Annotated in this window: 17 protein-coding genes and 1 riboswitch; of the genes, 7 read left to right on the forward strand and 10 right to left on the reverse strand. The window is 68.4% G+C overall.

Annotated features, from left to right (window positions below):
- Positions 1-45: 45 nt before the first annotated feature.
- Positions 46-432, reverse strand: a complete 387-nt coding sequence (locus DIE02_RS14745) for a hypothetical protein (protein ID WP_124487016.1) — start codon at positions 430-432, stop codon at positions 46-48.
- Between the two features lie 266 nt (positions 433-698).
- Here DIE02_RS14745 and DIE02_RS14750 point away from each other — a divergent pair, with 266 nt between their 5' ends.
- From DIE02_RS14750 to DIE02_RS14760, 3 genes are all read left to right on the forward strand, one after another.
- Entirely contained in the window at positions 699-1,370 is a 672-nt protein-coding gene (locus DIE02_RS14750) for a heavy metal response regulator transcription factor (protein ID WP_124487017.1), read from the forward strand.
- On the forward strand, positions 1,367-2,782 hold the full coding sequence (locus DIE02_RS14755) for a heavy metal sensor histidine kinase (protein WP_124487018.1): 1,416 nt from the start codon (positions 1,367-1,369) through the stop codon (positions 2,780-2,782). Before DIE02_RS14750 ends, DIE02_RS14755 begins: the two co-directional genes overlap by 4 nt.
- A gap of 139 nt (positions 2,783-2,921) precedes the next feature.
- A riboswitch (yybP-ykoY riboswitch) is annotated at positions 2,922-3,097 on the forward strand.
- Positions 3,098-3,170: 73 nt separating this feature from the next.
- The gene (locus DIE02_RS14760) at positions 3,171-4,181 is read left to right on the forward strand and encodes a sodium:calcium antiporter (RefSeq protein ID WP_044848313.1); all 1,011 of its coding nucleotides are present in this window, start codon (positions 3,171-3,173) and stop codon (positions 4,179-4,181) included.
- Between the two features lie 144 nt (positions 4,182-4,325).
- Here DIE02_RS14760 and DIE02_RS14765 read toward each other — a convergent pair whose 3' ends face one another.
- The 6 genes from DIE02_RS14765 to gstA form a co-directional block, all read right to left on the reverse strand.
- Positions 4,326-4,694: a copper-binding protein gene (locus DIE02_RS14765; RefSeq protein ID WP_124487019.1), complete on the reverse strand. Its 369-nt coding sequence runs from the start codon at positions 4,692-4,694 to the stop codon at positions 4,326-4,328.
- The gene (locus DIE02_RS14770; protein ID WP_124529255.1) at positions 4,691-7,897 is read right to left on the reverse strand and encodes an efflux RND transporter permease subunit; all 3,207 of its coding nucleotides are present in this window, start codon (positions 7,895-7,897) and stop codon (positions 4,691-4,693) included. The genes DIE02_RS14765 and DIE02_RS14770 overlap by 4 nt, the downstream gene beginning before the upstream one ends.
- On the reverse strand, positions 7,894-9,408 hold the full coding sequence (locus DIE02_RS14775; RefSeq protein WP_124487021.1) for an efflux RND transporter periplasmic adaptor subunit: 1,515 nt from the start codon (positions 9,406-9,408) through the stop codon (positions 7,894-7,896). The genes DIE02_RS14770 and DIE02_RS14775 overlap by 4 nt, the downstream gene beginning before the upstream one ends.
- 11 nt (positions 9,409-9,419) lie before the next feature.
- Complete coding sequence (locus DIE02_RS14780) at positions 9,420-10,709, reverse strand: TolC family protein (protein ID WP_124487022.1); 1,290 nt, start codon at positions 10,707-10,709, stop codon at positions 9,420-9,422.
- A 91-nt stretch (positions 10,710-10,800) separates the two neighbouring features.
- Complete coding sequence (locus DIE02_RS14785; RefSeq protein ID WP_124487142.1) at positions 10,801-11,181, reverse strand: hypothetical protein; 381 nt, start codon at positions 11,179-11,181, stop codon at positions 10,801-10,803.
- Between the two features lie 85 nt (positions 11,182-11,266).
- Positions 11,267-11,899 carry a glutathione transferase GstA gene (gene gstA, locus DIE02_RS14790; protein WP_124487023.1) on the reverse strand — a complete coding sequence of 211 codons (633 nt, stop codon included), beginning with the start codon at positions 11,897-11,899 and terminating at the stop codon, positions 11,267-11,269.
- Positions 11,900-12,034: 135 nt separating this feature from the next.
- On the opposite strand from gstA, the gene DIE02_RS14795 reads away from it, so the two are divergent.
- Both DIE02_RS14795 and DIE02_RS14800 read left to right on the forward strand, forming a co-directional pair.
- Entirely contained in the window at positions 12,035-12,391 is a 357-nt protein-coding gene (locus DIE02_RS14795) for a helix-turn-helix domain-containing protein (RefSeq protein ID WP_124487024.1), read from the forward strand.
- Between the two features lie 21 nt (positions 12,392-12,412).
- Entirely contained in the window at positions 12,413-12,781 is a 369-nt protein-coding gene (locus DIE02_RS14800) for a hypothetical protein (protein ID WP_044848306.1), read from the forward strand.
- A gap of 124 nt (positions 12,782-12,905) precedes the next feature.
- On the opposite strand, the gene DIE02_RS14805 is transcribed toward DIE02_RS14800, so the two are convergent.
- From DIE02_RS14805 to DIE02_RS14815, 3 genes are all read right to left on the reverse strand, one after another.
- On the reverse strand, positions 12,906-13,826 hold the full coding sequence (locus DIE02_RS14805; RefSeq protein WP_044848305.1) for a LysR family transcriptional regulator: 921 nt from the start codon (positions 13,824-13,826) through the stop codon (positions 12,906-12,908).
- A 135-nt stretch (positions 13,827-13,961) separates the two neighbouring features.
- Positions 13,962-15,422: an FAD-binding oxidoreductase gene (locus DIE02_RS14810; RefSeq protein ID WP_124487025.1), complete on the reverse strand. Its 1,461-nt coding sequence runs from the start codon at positions 15,420-15,422 to the stop codon at positions 13,962-13,964.
- A 263-nt stretch (positions 15,423-15,685) separates the two neighbouring features.
- A complete protein-coding gene (locus tag DIE02_RS14815) occupies positions 15,686-16,030 on the reverse strand; it encodes a cupin domain-containing protein (RefSeq protein ID WP_124487026.1) in 345 nt (114 codons plus the stop codon).
- A 198-nt stretch (positions 16,031-16,228) separates the two neighbouring features.
- Between DIE02_RS14815 and DIE02_RS14820 the strand changes: the two genes are divergently transcribed.
- Together DIE02_RS14820 and speB are read left to right on the forward strand one after the other, a co-directional pair.
- A complete protein-coding gene (locus DIE02_RS14820; RefSeq protein ID WP_260441501.1) occupies positions 16,229-17,137 on the forward strand; it encodes a helix-turn-helix transcriptional regulator in 909 nt (302 codons plus the stop codon).
- A gap of 182 nt (positions 17,138-17,319) precedes the next feature.
- The gene (gene speB, locus DIE02_RS14825) at positions 17,320-18,270 is read left to right on the forward strand and encodes an agmatinase (protein WP_124529256.1); all 951 of its coding nucleotides are present in this window, start codon (positions 17,320-17,322) and stop codon (positions 18,268-18,270) included.

The raw sequence follows: 18,270 nt of genomic DNA on the forward strand, positions 1-18,270 counted from the left end.
CGCCGGCACCGTGTGTGGATCGCGGCGGGTGGCCGCGGGCAGGGACTAGACGGAAATCCGGCGCGGCGGCCTGTCGATGCCGCCGGTCAGGAACGACACGACAACGGTCGAAGGCGCGAAAGAGACGATCGCGGTACCGATGTCCGACGTAACGGGCACCGCAGCCACTGCCGCCATGCCCGTGCCGAAACAGCAGGATCCGCAGGCGGAACAAGGCGTCGCATGCCGCGAGTGGTTGTCGTGCTCATGCGGTTCGCCGTGCATGCGCTGCATTGCAGGCGACGCAGCGGGCGCAGCGGCGCTCGCCCCATCCTCCGCATGCGGCACCGCAGCGATCGTGCCCGCGCACTGCATCGACCCGGCCGCGAACGACTGGATCGGCACGCACAGCGCCAGCAGCACGACGAGGATGAATTTGCGCCAGTACGACATGGATGCGGAATCAGGCAGACAATGACCGGATGAAAGGGAGCGGCACCGCGACGGCGCGCTCCGGACACAAGACGGCCGCAGCTTATCGCCGCCGGCGTGACGACGACATGGCCGAAACATGACCGGATTTTCATGAAGGGCGGCATGGCATCGCACGCGCGCCGGATGACAATTCCGTCATCCTCCGGTCATCTTTCGCGCACGCGCGGCGCCGTAAGCTCACGCGTTACACTGACCGGCCGGAATCACCCACGGCCTGCACCACCATGCGGATACTGATAGTCGAAGACGAACCCAAGATGGCGTCGTACCTCCGCAAGGGGCTGACGGAGGCGAGCTACACCGTCGACCTCGCCGAGAACGGCCAGGACGGGCTGTTCCTCGCGCTGCACGAGGATTTCGATCTCGTCGTGCTCGACGTGATGCTGCCGGAACTGGACGGCTTCGAGGTGCTTCGGCGCCTGCGCGCGCAGAAGCAGACGCCGGTGCTGCTGCTGACGGCCCGGGAGGCGATCGAGGACAAGGTCACGGGGCTCGAACTGGGCGCCGACGATTACCTGCTCAAGCCATTCGCGTATGCGGAGTTCCTCGCCCGCATCCGCTCGCTGCTGCGCCGTGCGCCGCGCAATGCGCGCGAGATCCTGCAGGTCGCCGATCTGGAAGTCGACCTGATCAAGCGCCGCGTGCGGCGCGCCGACACCCGCATCGACCTGACCGCGCAGGAATTCGCGCTGCTGCAGCTGCTCGCGGAACGCGAGGGCGAGGTGCTGACGCGCACCTTCATCACGTCGCAGATCTGGGACATGAATTTCGACAGCGACACGAACGTCGTCGATGCGGCGATCAAGCGCCTGCGCGCGAAAATCGACAACGCGTACGAGAAGAAGCTGATCCACACGATCCGCGGCATGGGCTACGTGCTCGAGGATCGCGCGTGACCGTCGGCCCCGCACCTTATTCGCTGCTCCGGCGCCTGACGCTCGCGTTCGCGGCCGTGGCCGCGCTCGTGTTCGCGCTGACCGGCGCGTACCTGTATCGCTCGCTGTCCGCCGAATTGACCCGGCGCGACGACATCGAGATCGCCGGCAAGCTCGACCAGTTCCTGCAGCTCGCGCGGGCCAGCGGCTCGACCGCCGCCCTGCGCGCCGACCCGGCCGTCTTCCATGAAGTGCTGCTGTCGCATCCGGGCGTCTATCTCGGCATCTACGACGGCGCGAACCGCCCGCTCGTCGAACACACCGACGCAGCCGGCCACACGCTCGCGTCGGTGATCGCGCGGCCGCAGCCGGCCGGCGCCCCGGGCGCGGCGGCCAGCCCGTTCAGCTGCGCGCCGCCCGGCATCGGCCCGTCGCGCTGCGTGCGTGCACGCGCCACGCTGCCGTCGGGCGAAACCGTCCAGGTCGCGGTGGCGCGCACGGCGGCCGATCGCCAGTCGCTGCTCGAAAGCTATCGCGTCGACATCTGGCTCGCGGCCGCGCTCGGCGCGCTGCTGGTCGGCGCGCTCGGCTACGCGGTCGCGTCCCGCGGCCTGCGTCCGGTCGAGAGCCTCGGCCGGCAGACGTCGCGCATCGAGGCGCACAACCTCAACGCGCGTCTCGACGCACGCGGCGGCCCGGTCGAGTTGCGCGAGCTCGCCACCTCGGTCAACCGGATGCTCGACCGGCTCGAGCGCGCGTTCGTGCGGCTGTCGCAGTTCTCGTCCGACCTCGCGCACGACATGCGCACGCCGCTCGCGAACGTGATCAGCGCGTCGCAGGTCACGCTGTCGCGCGCCCGTACCACCGAGGAATACGAAGCGCTGATCGATTCGAACATCGAGGAATGCGAACGGCTACAGCGGATGATCGAGAACATGCTGTTTCTCGCGCGCACGGACAACGCGCGGCAGCACCTGAAGACCGCCGAACTCGACGCCGGCAACGAACTGCGCCGGCTCGCGTCGTATTTCCAGGCGCTGGCCGACGAGGCCGGCGTGCGGCTCGACGTGCGCGGCGAAGCGCCGGTCGTCGCGGACGCGACGCTGTTCCGCCGCGCCGTCAGCAACCTCGCGTCGAACGCGCTCGAACACGCGGAAGCCGGGTCGACGATCGAGCTGGCCGTCTCGACCCGGCCCGGTTTCGCGGTGGTCGAAGTCACGAACCGCGGCGTGGCGATTCCGCCCGAACAGATCGAGCGGATCTTCGAGCGCTTCTACCGGATCGATTCGTCGCGGCACGGCGCGGCGCGCAACGCGGGGCTCGGGCTCGCGATCGTCAAGTCGATCGTCGAACTGCACCGCGGCAAGGTCGAGGTCGTGAGCCAGGGCGGACGCACGACGTTCGCGCTGTATTTCCCGGCCGGCGCTGCGTGACACGCGCGTGACGCCGCCGCGCGCGCACACCGATTGCTTCCTGGATTTGCATGTGCGTCCGTCGGAAGGCGGCTTACCATCCCGAATGAAGCGGCATGACCGCACACGCTTGCCGAAAGCGGCCGGCTCGGCTAGACTGCCCTTCGTCTTTGGGGAGTAGCCTGCTTTCCATCCCCGGAAAGCGAATGCGTCAACACACTCGGCCTGCGGCCGTGGCGTATTCGGCCGTATCGGTCTGGCGAGACCATCGACGCATCGCGTCGTTCCTGGTCGGACGTCGGCAGATGCGTCATGGTTCGTCCACGTCCGACCACGGAGTCCCCATGTTCCTCCTGGCTTCCCTCTCGCGTTTCGCCACTGCCCGCCTGCCTGCCTGCGGAGGTGCCGCATGACCTTGATGCTCGTCGAACTGGCGTTCATGCTGATCGTCATCCTGGTCGCGGCCGAACTCTTCACGAATGCGCTCGAACATCTCGGCGAACGGCTGAAGATTTCCGAAGGCGTGACCGGTTCGCTGTTCGCCGCCGTCGGCACCGCGCTGCCCGAAACGATGGTGCCGCTGCTCGCGCTCGCGGGCGGCACGTCGAACGCGGCGGTCAACGAGGAGATCGGCGTCGGCGCGATTCTGGGCGCGCCGCTGATGCTCGCGACGCTGACGACCTTCCTGATGACGCTCGCCGTGATCCGCTCGCGCGGACTGACCGGCACGATCGCGCCCGAGCGGACCGGCTTCGTGCGCGACCTGAACTACTTCATCGCCGCATTCGCGCTCGCCACCGTCGCGATGTTCGTCCCGCATCACGTGTGGGCGGTCCGCGCGCTGCTCGCCGCGATGCTGGTCGGCGTCTACGTGATGTACGTCGTGATGACGTTCCGCGCGTCGACCCGGCTCGTCGATGCCGGGCACGGCACCGAGGCGCCGCACGCGATGTTCCTGTCGCGCGTCGGGCTGCCGACCAACCTCGCGACCATCGCGCTGCAGCTCGCGCTCGGCGTCGCGCTGCTCGTCGGCGGGGCCAAGGGCTTCATCCACGGCGTCGAAGGCGTGTCGCACCTGCTCGGTATTTCCGCGCTGCTGCTGTCGCTGATCATCGTGCCGATCGCGACCGAGTTGCCGGAAAAGGTCAACAGCGTGCTGTGGATCCGCCGCAAGAAGGACACGCTCGCGTTCGGCAACATCACCGGCGCGATGGTGTTCCAGGGCACGCTGCTGCCGGCGATCGGCATCATGCTGACGCCGTGGGAGCCGCGCCCCGAAGTGCTGACCGGCGTGGTCATCACGCTCGCGGCGGCGGTCTGGCTGCGTGTCAATGCGCGTGCGCGCGGGCTCGCGATCTGGGCGCTGCTGGCGAACGGGGCCGGGTATGTCGGCTATCTGTTCGTGACGCTGACGCGCTGAAGACGCTGAATGCACTGAACACGCTCGACGGCGCGGATCGGGCGCGTCGCCCGACAGGCGTACGCCCCCCGAACGCGACCGTCGTCACCGCACCGCGCTTGACGACGCTCGCGGCGGGCGGCCATGCCACCCGCTTCCCCGCGCTTACGACGCCTTCACGAGCCTGACGATCGTCAGCGTGCCGTTGACGTTCTCGACGCGGACCTTCACCTTGTCACCCGCATGGACCTCGGCGAGCATGGCCGCGTCCTTCGCCTTGAACGCCATCGTCATCGGCGGCATTCCGACGTTCTCGAGCGCGCCGTGCTTCAGCGTGATCTTGCCGCTCGCGGCATCGACCTTCTTCACTTCGGCATCGGTCAGCGCGGCGTGCGACTCGGCCGCCCCGCCCGACGACATCTTCATGCCGGACATGTCCATGCCCGGCATGTCGCCCGCGGCCAGCGCGGGAACAGCGAACACGCCGGTCGCGAAAACGGCAGTGGCGGTGGCGATCAATTGATTCATCTTCATCGAGACTCTCCAGTGGGGGTGGACGGCACGTTCATGCCGTGAGGAACTGCATCGGATTGCCGCTGACGGCTCGCGCCTCGCGCACGACGGCGCTGCAGCAGAAGCCACGCGGCGGGAATGACGAACATCGACAGCAGCGGCGCGGTGATCATGCCGCCGACCATCGGCGCGGCGATGCGCTGCATCACTTCGGAGCCGGCGCCGTGTCCGACCATGATCGGCACGAGGCCGGCCAGCACGACGGCGACCGTCATCGCTTTCGGCCGCACGCGCAGCACCGCGCCTTCGCGAATCGCGTCGAGCAGCACGGCATCGGTCAGCGGCGCGCCGGCGTCGAGGCGGCGCTGCAGCGCGCCCTTCAGGTACAGCAGCATCACGACGCCGAACTCGGCGGCCACGCCCGCCAGCGCGATGAAGCCCACCGACGTCGCGACCGACACCGCGTGGCCCAACGCCCAGACGAGCCAGAAGCCGCCGATCAGCGCGAACGGCACCGTGGACATCAGCAGCAGCGCATCGGCCGCGGAGCCGAACGTGACGAACAGCAGCACGAAGATCACGACGAGCGTCACCGGCACCACGGTGCGCAGCGTCACCGCCGCGCGTTCGAGATACTCGAACTGTCCCGACCACGCGATCGAATAGCCGGGCGGCAATGCGACCTGTTGCGCAACGACCTGCCGCATCGCACGGACTGCCGTACTCAGATCGGTGCCGCGGATATCGACGTACACATAGCCGGACAGCCGCGCGTTCTCGCTGCGGATCATCGGCGGCCCGTCGGCGATCGCGATGCGCGCGACGTCGCCGAGGCGGATCTGCGCGCCGCGCGCGGTGACGACCGGCAGTTGCCGCAGGTTTTCGAGCGAATCGCGGAGCTCGCGCGGATAGCGCAGGTTGATCGGAAACCGCTCGCGCCCCGCGATCACTTCGCCGACATCCTCGCCGCCGATCGCCGACGACACCACCGACTGGATGTCGGCCACCGACAGCCCGTAGCGCGCGGCCGCGAGCCGGTCGACGTCGGCGTCGAGGTAGCGGCCGCCGTTCAGCCGTTCCGCGAGCGCGGACGTGACGCCCGGGACACGTTTCACCGCCGCCTCGACCTGCGTCGCGATCGCGTCGATCCCCGTCAGGTCCGGCCCGGAAATCTTCACGCCGACCGGCGTCTTGATGCCGGTGGAGAGCATGTCGAGCCGGTTGCGGATCGGCGGCACCCACACGTTCGACAGGCCCGGCACCTTCACCGTGCGATCGAGTTCGTCGACGAGCTTCTCCGGCGTCATCCCCGGCCGCCATGCGCTGCGCGGCTTGAAGCGGATCGTCGTTTCGAACATCTCGAGCGGCGCGGGATCGGTCGCCGTATCCGCGCGCCCCGACTTGCCGAACACCGTGTCGACCTCGGGCACGGTCTTGATCAGCCGGTCGGTCTGCTGCAGCAGTTCGCTCGCCTTGTCGGCCGAGATGCCCGGCAGCGCGGTCGGCATGTACAGCAGATCGCCTTCGTCGAGCGGCGGCATGAACTCGCCGCCGAGCCGCGACAACGGCACGGCCGTCAGCAACAGCGCGGCAATCGCGACGCCGATCGCGCGCCACGGGCGCCGCAGCGTCGCTTCGAGCAGCGGCCGGTACACGCGGGTCAGCACGCGGTTGATCGGGTTCGCGTGCTCGGGCGGAATGCGGCCGCGCACGAGATACCCCATCAGCACCGGCACCAGCGTCACCGACAGCGCGGCCGCGGCGGCGATCGTGTAGGTCTTCGTGAACGCGAGCGGCGCGAACAGTTTGCCTTCCTGACCTTCGAGCGAAAACACCGGCACGAACGACAGCGTGATGATCAGCAGCGAGAAAAACAGCGCCGGCCCGACCTCCGCGGCCGACGTCGCGACGAGTTCCCAGCGCCGCGCCGTCGTGATCGGCTCGCCGGGATGCGCGTGGCCGTATGCCTCCAGATGCTTGTGCGCGTTCTCGATCATCACGATCGCCGCATCGATCATCGCGCCGATCGCGATCGCGATGCCGCCCAGCGACATCAGGTTCGCGTTCACGCCCTGGTAGCGCATCACGATGAACGCGGCCAGCACGCCGAGCGGCAGCGACAGGATCGCGACGAACGCGCTGCGCAGGTGGAACAGGAACACCGCGCAGACGATCCCGACGATCAGGAACTCCTCGATCAGCTTGTCGCGGAGGTTGTCCACCGCGCGCTCGATCAATTGCGAGCGGTCGTAGGTCGTGACGATGTCGACGCCGGGCGGCAGCGATCGCTTCAGGTCGGCGAGCTTCGCCTTCACCGCGTCGATCGTCGTCAGCGCGTTCTTGCCCGAGCGCATCACGACGACGCCGCCCGCCACCTCGCCCTGCCCGTCCAGCTCCGCGATCCCGCGCCGCATCGCCGGGCCGACCTGGATGCGCGCGACGTCGCCGAGCAGCACCGGTGTGCCCGCGTCGTCGGTGCGCAGCACCACGTGCCGGAAGTCGTCGAGCGTGCGCAGGTAGGCGGACGAACGCACCATGTACTCCGACTCGGCCAGCTCGACGACCGCGCCGCCCGATGCCTGGTTGGCCTTGCCGAGCGCGTCCGCGACCGCCGCCTGCGTGATGCCGTACGCGCGCAGCTTGTCCGGATCGAGCACGACCTGGTACTGGCGCACCATCCCGCCGACGCTCGCCACTTCCGACACGTCCGGCACGGCCTTCAGCTCGAACTTCAGGAACCAGTCGTTGAGCGCACGCAGTTGCCCGAGGTCGTGACGGCCGGTGCGATCGACGAGTGCGTACTCGTACACCCAGCCGACCCCGGTCGCATCCGGCCCGAGCGACACGGTCGCGCCCGCGGGCAGGCGGCTCTGCACCTGGCTCAGGTATTCGAGCACGCGCGAACGCGCCCAATACGGGTCGGTGTGGTCGTCGAACAGCACGTAGACGAACGCGTCGCCGAACGACGAGTACGCGCGCACGGTCTTCGCGCCCGGCACGCCGAGCAGCGTGGTCGTCAGCGGATAGGTGACCTGGTCCTCGACGACCTGCGGCGCCTTGCCCGGATACGACGCCTTGACGATCACCTGCGTGTCCGACAGGTCGGGCAGCGCATCGAGCGGCGTCTGCCGCAGCGCATGCGCGCCCCACGCCGCGATCAGCACGGTGGCGAGCAGCACCAGGAAGCGGTTGCGGACGGACCAGCGAATCACGTGCGCGATCATCGCGTGCCTCCCTGCGGCTCGACCTTCGTCAGCCGGTAGCCGTCCTCGCGCTGCACGAACGCGAAACGCACCGTCTGGCCAGCCTTTACGTCCGGGAACGCGTGTGCCGACGGCTTGCCGAACGCCATCGTCATCGCGCCCCAGCCGAGTGCCGGCACCGGCTGATGCGAGAACGTGATGTCGTCGTCGGTGACTTGCTCGACCTTGCCGGTGGTTTCATACACCGGCGCGGCCGCGGCGGCCGGCGCTTGCGCCGCGCTCGCGCTCGCCGCGCCTTCCAGCCGCGGCAGCACGCTTTTCAGGCTCGCTTCCGAATCGATCAGGAACTGCCCCGATGCGACGACCATATCGCCTTCGCTCAACCCGTCGAGCACTTCCGTGTCGCCGCCGACGTCGTTGCCCACCGTCACCGGCACAGGCCGGAGCCGGCCGTCGCCCGTCTTCACGATGACAATCGTGCGCTTGCCGGTCGCGATCACCGCTTCGGACGGCACCAGCAGGCGCGACACCGCCTTCCGCGCCGCGACATGCACGCGCATCAGCATGCCGGGCGTGAGCCTGAGCGCCGCATTGTCGACCTCCACGCGCGCCTGCAGCGTGCGGCTGCCCGTGCTGATGCCGGGCAGCACTTCGCGGATGCGGCCGGTGAAGTGCCGCGCCGGATCGCCCGCGAACGTCGCGTCGACCGCCATCCCCGGCTGCACGTTCAGCGCGAGCGCTTCCGGCACCTCGACGATGAGCCAGAGCGTCGACAGCCCCGCGATCTTCGCGAGCGTCTGTCCCGGCGCGACCATCGCGCCGTCCCGCACGTTCAGTTCGCTGACGACGCCGGTTTCCGGCGCGCTCAGCACGACGTGCGTCTGCGCGCGGCCGGTGCGATCGAGCGCGGCGATCATCGCGTCGGGCATCGACAGCGCACGCATCCGCGCGCGCGACGCATCGAGCAGGCTGCCGTCCATCCCGCCCCGCTTGAGCGCGAGATATTCCTCCTGCGGCGCGAGCCATTCCGGTACGAACAGCGACGCGATCGGCGCGCCCTTTTCGATGCGCTGCATCGGCGCCCGTGCGTAAAGCCGGTCGATGTAGCCGGTGACGCGCGACTGCACGACGTCCGCGCGAGATTCGTCGAATTGCGTGGTGCCCACCGCATCGAAACCGTCCGCCGTCTGCTGCCGGCGCACGGTCGCATAGCGGATGCCGAGGTTCTGCTGCAGGCCCGGATCGATCCGGACGCCCCGTGCATCGCCGCCCTCGTCCGCATAGACGGGCTGCAGTTGCATGTCCATGAACGGCGATTTCCCCGGTTTGTCGAAGTGCTGGTTCGGCACCATCGGGTCGTGCCAGTACAGCACCTTGCGTCCTGCCTGCGAATCGGGCGTGCCTGCCGCCGCGACGGCAGCCGTTGCCGCGCCGCCCGATGCATGGCGCATGCCCGCGACATAGCCCGCGCCGAGCAGCGCCACGCCCGCGCATGCCAGCAGCACCGCACGCGCCAGTGATTGCTTCGTCATGAGGTTCTCCTTCACTGCGCGGCGGCCATCGTCGACGGCACGACCTGATATTCGAGCTGCGCCCAGGTCCGCGACACGTCGCGTCCGAGCTCGAGCACCTGCAACTGCGCGTCCAGTTGCGCGCGCCGGGCGGCGAACGTGTCGGCGAGCGAACCGGTGCCGGCCCGGTAGGCGGCCGTGGCGAGCTGCACGCGCTGCCCGGCGGCGGGCAACAGCGATTCGCGCAGGGTCGCGAGGCGTTCGCGGCCGCTTGCCAGCGTTTCGGACTGCGTACGGATATCGGCTTGCACCTGACGCAGCGTGTCCTCGTACATCAGGCGCGCCTTCGTCGCGAGCGCGGCTTTTTCGGCGACGTCGCGGTTCTGCCGGTTCTTGCGATCGAGCGGCAACGGGATCGTGACGCCGACGGACACCATGTTCGAATACGCGCCGCCGCGCTGCTGGTACGCGATCTCCCACGTCCAGTTCGGGCTGCGCTCGCTGTCGGCCACCGCGGCGTCGGCCTCGGCGACCGCGATGTCGTCCGCGGCGGCGACGAGCGCCGGTTGCGACACGCGCAGTTCGTCCGGCGGCAACGACGCCACGAAGGATTCGGGCGCGGGCGGCGTGCCCGTCACATCCGTGACGGGCGCAGCCGTCCAGCGGCCGAGCGCGATGAGTGCGGTGCGATAGGCCTGCCGCGCGTCGAGCACCTGATCCTGCGTTTGCGCCAGCATCGCGCGAGCCTGGACGACCTCGCCCGCGCTCGCCTTCGCGCCGCGATACGACGCCTGCGTCGCGTCGAGCTCATGCCGCATGTGATCGAGCAGCGCCTGGCGAAGCGCGAGCGCCTGCTTCGCGTAGATGGCGTCGAGCCAGGCCGCGGCGGTCCGCTGGCGCACCGTGGCCAGCTGCACGAGATAGTCCGCGCGTTCGCGGCCGACTCGCTCGTCGGCCAGCGCGGCGCGCAACCGCCGCTTGTCGCCGGACACCCATTCCTGCTCGATGCCGATGCGGCGCATCGTCATGAAGTCCTGGCCGACGGTGAAGCGCTGCCCGCCGTTGACCGGCAGGTTGTCGATGCCGGCCTTGAGCATCGGGTCCGGCAGCTGGCCGGCCTTGACCGCCGCTTCCGAACTCGCGCGCACCGAAGCCTGCGCGGCCTGCATCGACGCGGAACGTTCGGTGGCGGCCTGCAGCGCGGCGTCCAGCGTGACGGGCGACTGCTGCGCATGGGCGCCCGCCGCCAGCAGCGCCGCCCAAAGCACGGGCGCGCGCCGGCACGCACGCCGCATGCGCGGCGTGCAGAAATCGAATGACATGGTGTAACCCCAAGTCGGAACCCGAATGGATTCCACGTCCCGAACACGGGACGAACCTCACCGCCTCGGCGGTGAACCGGTCAAATCGGGATCAGCTGATGCGGGGCGGGCGCCACAACCCGTTCGGGTCGCGGATCGGGACGGACTGCGCGTAGTGGAAGACGATCGTGCTGGCGAATGCAGCGGGACGGCTCACGTCGGCGCGGGCGGCCGGGTGATAGAGACTGCCGAACTGGCATTGGGCCGTCACCTTGCAGGCCATGCCCTTCGCTTTGGCCTTCGTGGTGTCGGTGGGCGACGCTTTCATCGAATCGCAGCCGCTCATGTCGGCGGACATGCTCATGCCCGCGTTCGCTTCCATCGACATCGTGTGCTGCATCGGACATTCACCGGTCAAGCCGCTGGCTGCCAGCCCGCTGATGGGCAGCACCGCGCAAAGCAGCAGCAGGATGAAGGTCCGAAGCAGTTTCATGGCGGCGATTATAGCGCGGCGGTTCGCGGTATGGCGCGGCGACGTGAGCGGCTTCTTACGGTGTCCGGCGCCGCCCCAAAACGCGCTAGCGTGCCAGCCCATCGGCGGCGAGCACCTGCTGCACGGCCGGCCGCGCCCGCACCCGCTCGTACCACGCGCGCAGGTTCGCATGGCGGCTCAGGTCGATGTCCGCGTTGTACACCGAGCGCATCCAGTCGGCCTTGCCCCAGCCCGTCAGCGCGAACAGGTACGCATCGGCGACGGTGAACGTGTCGCCCGTCACATACGGGTTGCCGTCGAGCTGCCGGTCGATCCACGCAAAGCGGCTGTCGAGCTTCTGCCGCACCGGGTCGACGTATTGCCCCGCCTGCACCGCGTAAAGCAGCGGGATGAAGCCCTTGTGGATCTCGGTGCCGAGGAAGTTCAGCCATTCCATCAGCCGGTAGCGGGCGAGCGTGCCGTACGCGGGCGCGAGCCGCGCTTCGGGGCGCCGGTCCGCGAGATACTGCGCGATCACCGGTCCTTCGCGCAGCATCGTGCCGTCGTCGAGTTCGAGCAGCGGCACGTAGCCGAGTTCGGTCACATCGTAGTAATTGCGTCCGTCTTCAATGACGTGTTTGCGCGCGTCGACCTTGATGACCTGCGCGTCGATGCCGCTTTCGCGCAGCACGATGCAGATGGCCTGCGAACAGCTGCCGGGAGCGTGATAAAGCTTCATGCGTTTCCTTGATTGGGTGGTTCGACTATCGATTCGCCGCGACGCGGGCGCTAATATCTCGCATCGGCGCGGCGCTGAGAAGAAGGCAGTCGTTTGTGCCGTAGTCACAAAAAAGTTACCGACAGGGTCAGCGGCATGAAGACGAGTGCGACAGGATGTTCCGTGGAAGAAGCGATGCGCATGCTCGGCGGCCGCTGGCGGCTGCTGCTCGTGTCGTATCTGCTCGACGGGCCGAAGCGCTTCAGCGACCTGCGCCGCGACATGCCCGGCATCTCGCAGCGGATGCTGACGCTCGATCTGCGCGCGCTCGAGGACGCCGGCTTCGTGCGGCGCACCGTGTATCCGGAGGTGCCGGTGCGCGTCGAGTACGATCTGACCGCGGACGGCGACCGGCTGCGGCCCGTCGTCGAGGTCATGCGCGCATTCGGGCTGTGGCTGAAGGCGCGCGATGCGCATTGCGAGGTCGACGCGCAAGCCGCGCTGCCCCGATAACCCCTTACCGAGAGAAACATCATGGAACTACACGCTACCGTCGGCGCGGCCACGTCCGATGTCGACGACGACGAAAGCTTCGCGAACATCTATTGCCACGACGCGGCGCAGAACTATTGCTTCTCGCTGCTGCGCTTTCCGGAGGAAACGTCGATCGAGGTGATGGTGCTCGACCAGCTCACCGCGCACGTGAACGACCTGTCGGTGCGCCTCACGGGCGACACGCTCGACGTCGAACTCGACGAGCGCACCGCCGCGCGGCTCGACGGCAACACGCATTACGTGATTCATCTTGCGCCCGGCGAACACGATCCCGTCGCGCTGCGCGCCGCGCTGAAGGAAATCTTCGACGGCAAGAGCGGATATCGCGACGACAGCGCAAGCGCGTAACGCGACCCGCCCGATACGCGTTCACATCCCGCGCGTTCGCCCGCCGCCCGCGACACGCGTTTCGCGATTCCTGCCGCTGCGCCTCGCGCCTGCGGGGGCGGCGCGACCTCGCGGGCGGCACGCGCTATGCAGCCAGCGCGGCCGCCTTGATGTTGAACGCGCGCAGCAAGTCCTCGCGGAACGCATCGACGATCGGCTTGCCGCTCGCGTTGCGCTTCATCGCGAGATGCAGCGGCACGTCGAAGCCGAACGTCGCACGGCCGACGGCCTTCACGAGCCCACGCTGCTCGAACGGCTCCGCGTAATGCGCGGGCAGGTAGCCGAGATGGCCGCCCGACAGGATCAGGATCGTCGCGGCCTCGATGCTGTCCGCGCTCGCGGTCACGCGCCGCTCCGGCAGCGGACACTGTTCCTCCGGCACCGGATAGGTACGCCACACCCAGTCGTGCGCCTGCAGGTCGTCCATCGACACCGGCCGCGACACATGGAACAGCGGATGGCCGCGACCGCAGTAGATCACCTGCTCCTCGGTAAACAACGGCGTGTAGTCGAGTCCCGGCACGCGATGCCAGAAATACCCGATCGCGAAATCGAGCTGGTTGTTGACGAGGCCCTCCTCGAGTTCCTGCGGCGATGCGACCTTCATCGAGAACGTGACGGCCTGGTCGCGCTTGCGGAACGTGCCGATCGCGTCGGCGACGCGCGCGTTCTCGACGAGCGGCGCCTGCCCGATCAGCCCGATCGACAACGTGCCGACCAGCTTGCGGTCGATGTCGCGCACGCGCGCGACGAACTCCGACGTCGCCGCGACCAGCGTGCGCGCCGTGGCCGCGAAGCGTTCGCCCTTCGATGTCAGCCGAAAGCCGCCGCGACCGCGGTCGCACAGCTTGAAGCCGACACGCGCTTCCAGCGCGGAGAGCTGCGTGCTGATGGTCGACTGCCGCACGCCGAGCGATGCCTCGGCGGCCGTGATGCCGCGTGCGTCGACGACGGCCAGGAAGACCCGGATGAGCCGGAGATCGAGATCGGTGGTATTCGAAAACATGCTTCAAGCCGCTGCGCTTCTCGCGCGTTGCCGGGCCGGCACGACACCGGCCGCCCGCGCCGATGAACCTGACCGGACGCGCGCCGTCATCGGCAACGGCACGCGCCATACCCGTCGTTCGTGAACGACCGGCGCTTACATCGGGAAGCCCATCGCCTTGAGCCCGTTGATCCACGCGCGCTTCCAGCCGCCTTCGGCGTCCGCGCCGTCGAACGCGTGGAACGTGATCTTCGCGGCGACCCAGCGCATCGGCTCGGGCGGGATGTAGCTCGGGCTCTGGTTCGCGATGTCGAGCTTGCGCTCCGGGCTGTCGCGGTCGAACAGGATGTTCAGCCCCATGAACGCGCCGAACCGGCTCGCCGCGACGCCGAAGCCCGTGTAGCCGGCGACGAACACGGCCTTGCCGCCGAGATAGCGCTTCGCGAACACCGAGCCGCGCGAGCAGTAGTCGATCGGGCCGCCCCACGCGTGCGAGAAGCGCACGTCCGCGAGTTGCGGGAAGGTCCGGTAGAACGCCTCCGCGAGCCGGTAGTAGGTTTCGCGCCGGCCGTCCTGGTGCGGTTCCGGGTCGCCGTCGAAGTGATAGCTGACCAGCCCGCCGAAGATGATGCTGTTGTTCTTCGTCAGCCGGAAATAGTTGAGCTGCGTGCGCGTGTCGTACACGCCCTGGCGATTCTTCCAGCCGATCCGCGCGAGCTGTTCGTCGGTGAGTGGCTCGGTCGCGAGCACGTGATCGCGCACCTGCATCACGCGGCGGTTGATATCAGGAATGCCGACCTTTGCGGTGCCGCTGCCGAACACGACACGTGGCGCGCGCACGCTGCCCTTCGGCGTCGTCACGTACACGGTGCCGCCTTCGTCGGTGACGGTCGTGAGCGGCGTGTGCTCGTAGAGCTTCACGCCGAGCGACAGCGCCGCGCGCTTGAGCCCCCACGCGAGCTTCGCCGGATGCACGATGCCGCTGCGGTTGCGCGACCACAGCGCGCCCGCGAACAGCGGCGAGTTCAGTTGCTCGAGCGTTTCCTCGCGGTTCAGCAGCACGACGTCGTGCCCGTATTCGCGATGCAGGTCGTAGTCGCCCTTCAGGTGCGCGAGGTGCCCGGGGTCCACCGCGACCGTCATCTCGCCGTTCCACTCGATGTCGGCGTCGATGGCGTAGCGCTTCAGCGTGTCCTCGAAGCCGTCGAGGTTGTGGTGGCCGAATGCCTCGAGCTGCGCGATGTCGTTCGGGAACACGCGCACCGCGTTCGGCAGCCCGTGCATCACCGACGTCGAGATGATCCCGCCAGCGCGGCCCGACGCGCCGTGCGCGACCTTGCCGGCCTCGATCAGCACCACGTTCAGGTGCGGCATCTGTTCCTTCGCCTGCACGGCCGTCCACAGCCCGGTGAAGCCGCCGCCGACGACCAGCAGGTCGGCCGTCACGTCGCCGACGAGTTCCGGCTCGGCGGCCGGCGCGGCCGGGTTGTCGAGCCAGTACGGGAACAGTTTCGTATTCGCGAGCGCCTCGGCGGCGCCCAGTGCGACCGGCGCGTGACGCGCGGCGTGCGCGTGAGCCGGTGCGGCTTGTGTTGCTTCGTTGACTTCCATTTCCATGATCCCAGCCATCCCACCTGATCGCGGCCCGCGCATGCGATGCGTGCACGGCGTGCCGAATTCGCCGAATTCAGCGATTGCGCCGATTACTTCTATCGCCGCGGTTGCGTCGGTCGCGCCGACGGCGACGATCGGCGCGATGCACCGCAAGCCGCGACGCGTGCCTTCGACACCCGCGCGACGGACGTCGCCTGCAGTCGATCGAAAACGCCGCCGCCGGGCCTCGCGTCAACCTGACGACGACGCCACGGCGGCCGCTCACATCACGACTTCTCGAGCAGCACGTAGAACTTCTTCGCGTCCTCGATCGTTTCCCAGCGGCCCGCGAAACCGGCCGGCAGCAGGTAGCCCTGGCCCGGCGTGAATTCCTTGCGGTTGCCTTCGACATCGGTCAGCGCGATCCGGCCCTCGACGAGCCACACCGCTTCGTCCGCCGCGGTTTCCGGGAACTCCACGGAGCCGACCTTGCCTTCCCACCAGCCGATGAGGTAGCTGCCGCTCTTGCCTTCGGCCGCGCGCCAATCGCTTTCGTCCATCCCGAAGTCGAGCTTCGTGAATTCGCCCACGCCTGCGCCCAGCGGCAGGATGTCCTTGATCAGTTTGGTCATTTGAATCTTTCGTCTCTCGATTGAAAAAAGCAGAGACAAAGTTACTCATTTACACTGCCCCGGTATGCCCCCCTGCGGGGGGGACAAACCGCGTTTTCCGCGGCGCGCAGGGTCGCAGGACTCCGTACCGTATTTCCCCCTAATGACGTTTTTGACTTCGGACGCTAGAATCGCCGCCGCTTTTCACCGGGGAACCGCATGCTGCTCAACGTGAACCCCTTCCACCGCGACACCGACCGCTTCAACGTGTCGTTCAAGGCGCTGGGCGAGCTGATCGAGACGGTCGGCACGCCGCACTTCGTGCCGCGTCTCACGCAACTGCTGAACGACGTCGTGCCGCTCGACGTCGCGCACGTCGAGCGCTCGCGCGTCGACGGCACGATGCCCACCGGCTACCGCTGCGAATGGATCGGCAGCAGCGGCATCGGCACCGCGACCGCCGACATCTCCGACGTGATGACGCTCTACTACGAGCGCTTTCTCGACAGCGACCCGCTGTTCGCGGGGCTGCGCGGCAAGACGGGCACGATGCTGGTCGTGCGCGACATCGCGGCGATCCCGCCCGGCGAATTCCGCCAGCGGCTGTTCGACGACGTGCATATCGGCCATGAATGCGTGCTCGCGCGCGGCACCCGCTATGCGCAGCATTCGATCGCGCTGGAACGCGGCCGCGACCGCCCGCCGTTCACGCTCGCCGAAATGAACCGCTTTCGCAGCATCAGCGACGTGCTGTTCCCGCTGCTCGAGCTGCACGCATCGACCACCGCCGCGCGGCGCATCGCGCACCCGACGCCCGACGTGCATCCGCTCGCGCAGTTCGACGCGCGGATCGCGGCCGACGGCGTGAAGCTGTCGAAGCGCGAATACGAAACCTGCAAGCACCTGATCTCCGGCAAGACCGTGCCGGAAACCGCCGACATCCTCGGCGTGCGCGTCGCGTCGGCCGAGTCGTACGTGAAGCGTGCGTTCGCGAAGCTCGGGGTGCGCACGAAGCGCGAGCTGGCTGCGTGGGGCGCGGCCGTGCCGGCGTTTCCTGCGGCCGCAACGCGTGACCACGTAGGCAACGACGGCGACGACGCCGGCACGCCGCCCGCGATCGCCGACTGATCCGGTCGCGCGTCGACGGCCGCCCGCCGCCGGTCGCCCGCCACCGGTCGCGCCGCGTCGATGCGGCGGCGCCGTTCGCATCGAGACCCGTCGATGTAAACGTTGCGACTTCAAGATCTTCGCGCCCGCGTTCTCCTCTACCATCGGCCGATCGCTTTTCACCATAAAGAGGAGACGGCCCCATGCACCGCGAACTGAACCAGCCGATGGGCGGCAACGAGATGCCGCGCTTTGGCGGCATCGCCACGATGATGCGCCTGCCGCAGGCCGACACGACCGACGGCCTCGACGTGTGCTTCGTCGGCGTGCCGCTCGACCTCGGCACGTCGAACCGCTCGGGTTCGCGCTTCGGCCCGCGCCAGATCCGCACCGAATCCGTGCTGCTGCGCCCGTACAACATGGCCACGCGCGCGGCGCCGTTCGATTCGCTGCAGGTCGCCGACATCGGCGACGTCGCGACCAACCCGTATGACCTGAAGGATTCGGTGCGCCGCATCGAGCACGCGTATCACGAGATCGTCGCGCACGGCTGCCGGCCGATCACGCTCGGCGGCGACCACACGATCGCGTGGCCGATCCTGCGCGCGCTGCACAGGAAATACGGCAAGGTCGCCGTGGTGCACGTCGACGCGCACGCGGACGTGAACGACACGATGTTCGGCGAGAAGATCGCGCACGGCACGCCGTTCCGCCGCGCGGTAGAAGACGGCCTGCTCCAATGCGACAAGGTCACGCAGATCGGCCTGCGCGGCACCGGCTATCACGCGGACGATTTCGACTGGTGCCGCCAGCAGGGCTTCACCGTCGTGCAGGCGGAGGAATGCTGGAACCGGTCGCTCGCGCCGCTGATGGCGCAGGTGCGCGAACGCGTCGGCGACACGCCGGTGTATCTCAGCTTCGACATCGACGGTCTCGATCCGTCGTTCGCGCCCGGCACCGGCACGCCGGAAATCGGCGGCCTGTCGGTGCAGCAGGGTCTCGAGATCATTCGCGGGATGAAGGGGTTGAACATCGTCGGCGCGGATCTCGTCGAAGTGTCGCCGCCGTACGATCCGACCGGCACCACCGCGCTCGTCGGCGCGAACCTCGCATTCGAGATGCTCTGCGTGATGCCGGGCGTCGCCTACCGCTAA

This window comes from Burkholderia sp. Bp8991 (genome assembly GCF_003853795.1).
GTDB lineage: Bacteria > Pseudomonadota > Gammaproteobacteria > Burkholderiales > Burkholderiaceae > Burkholderia.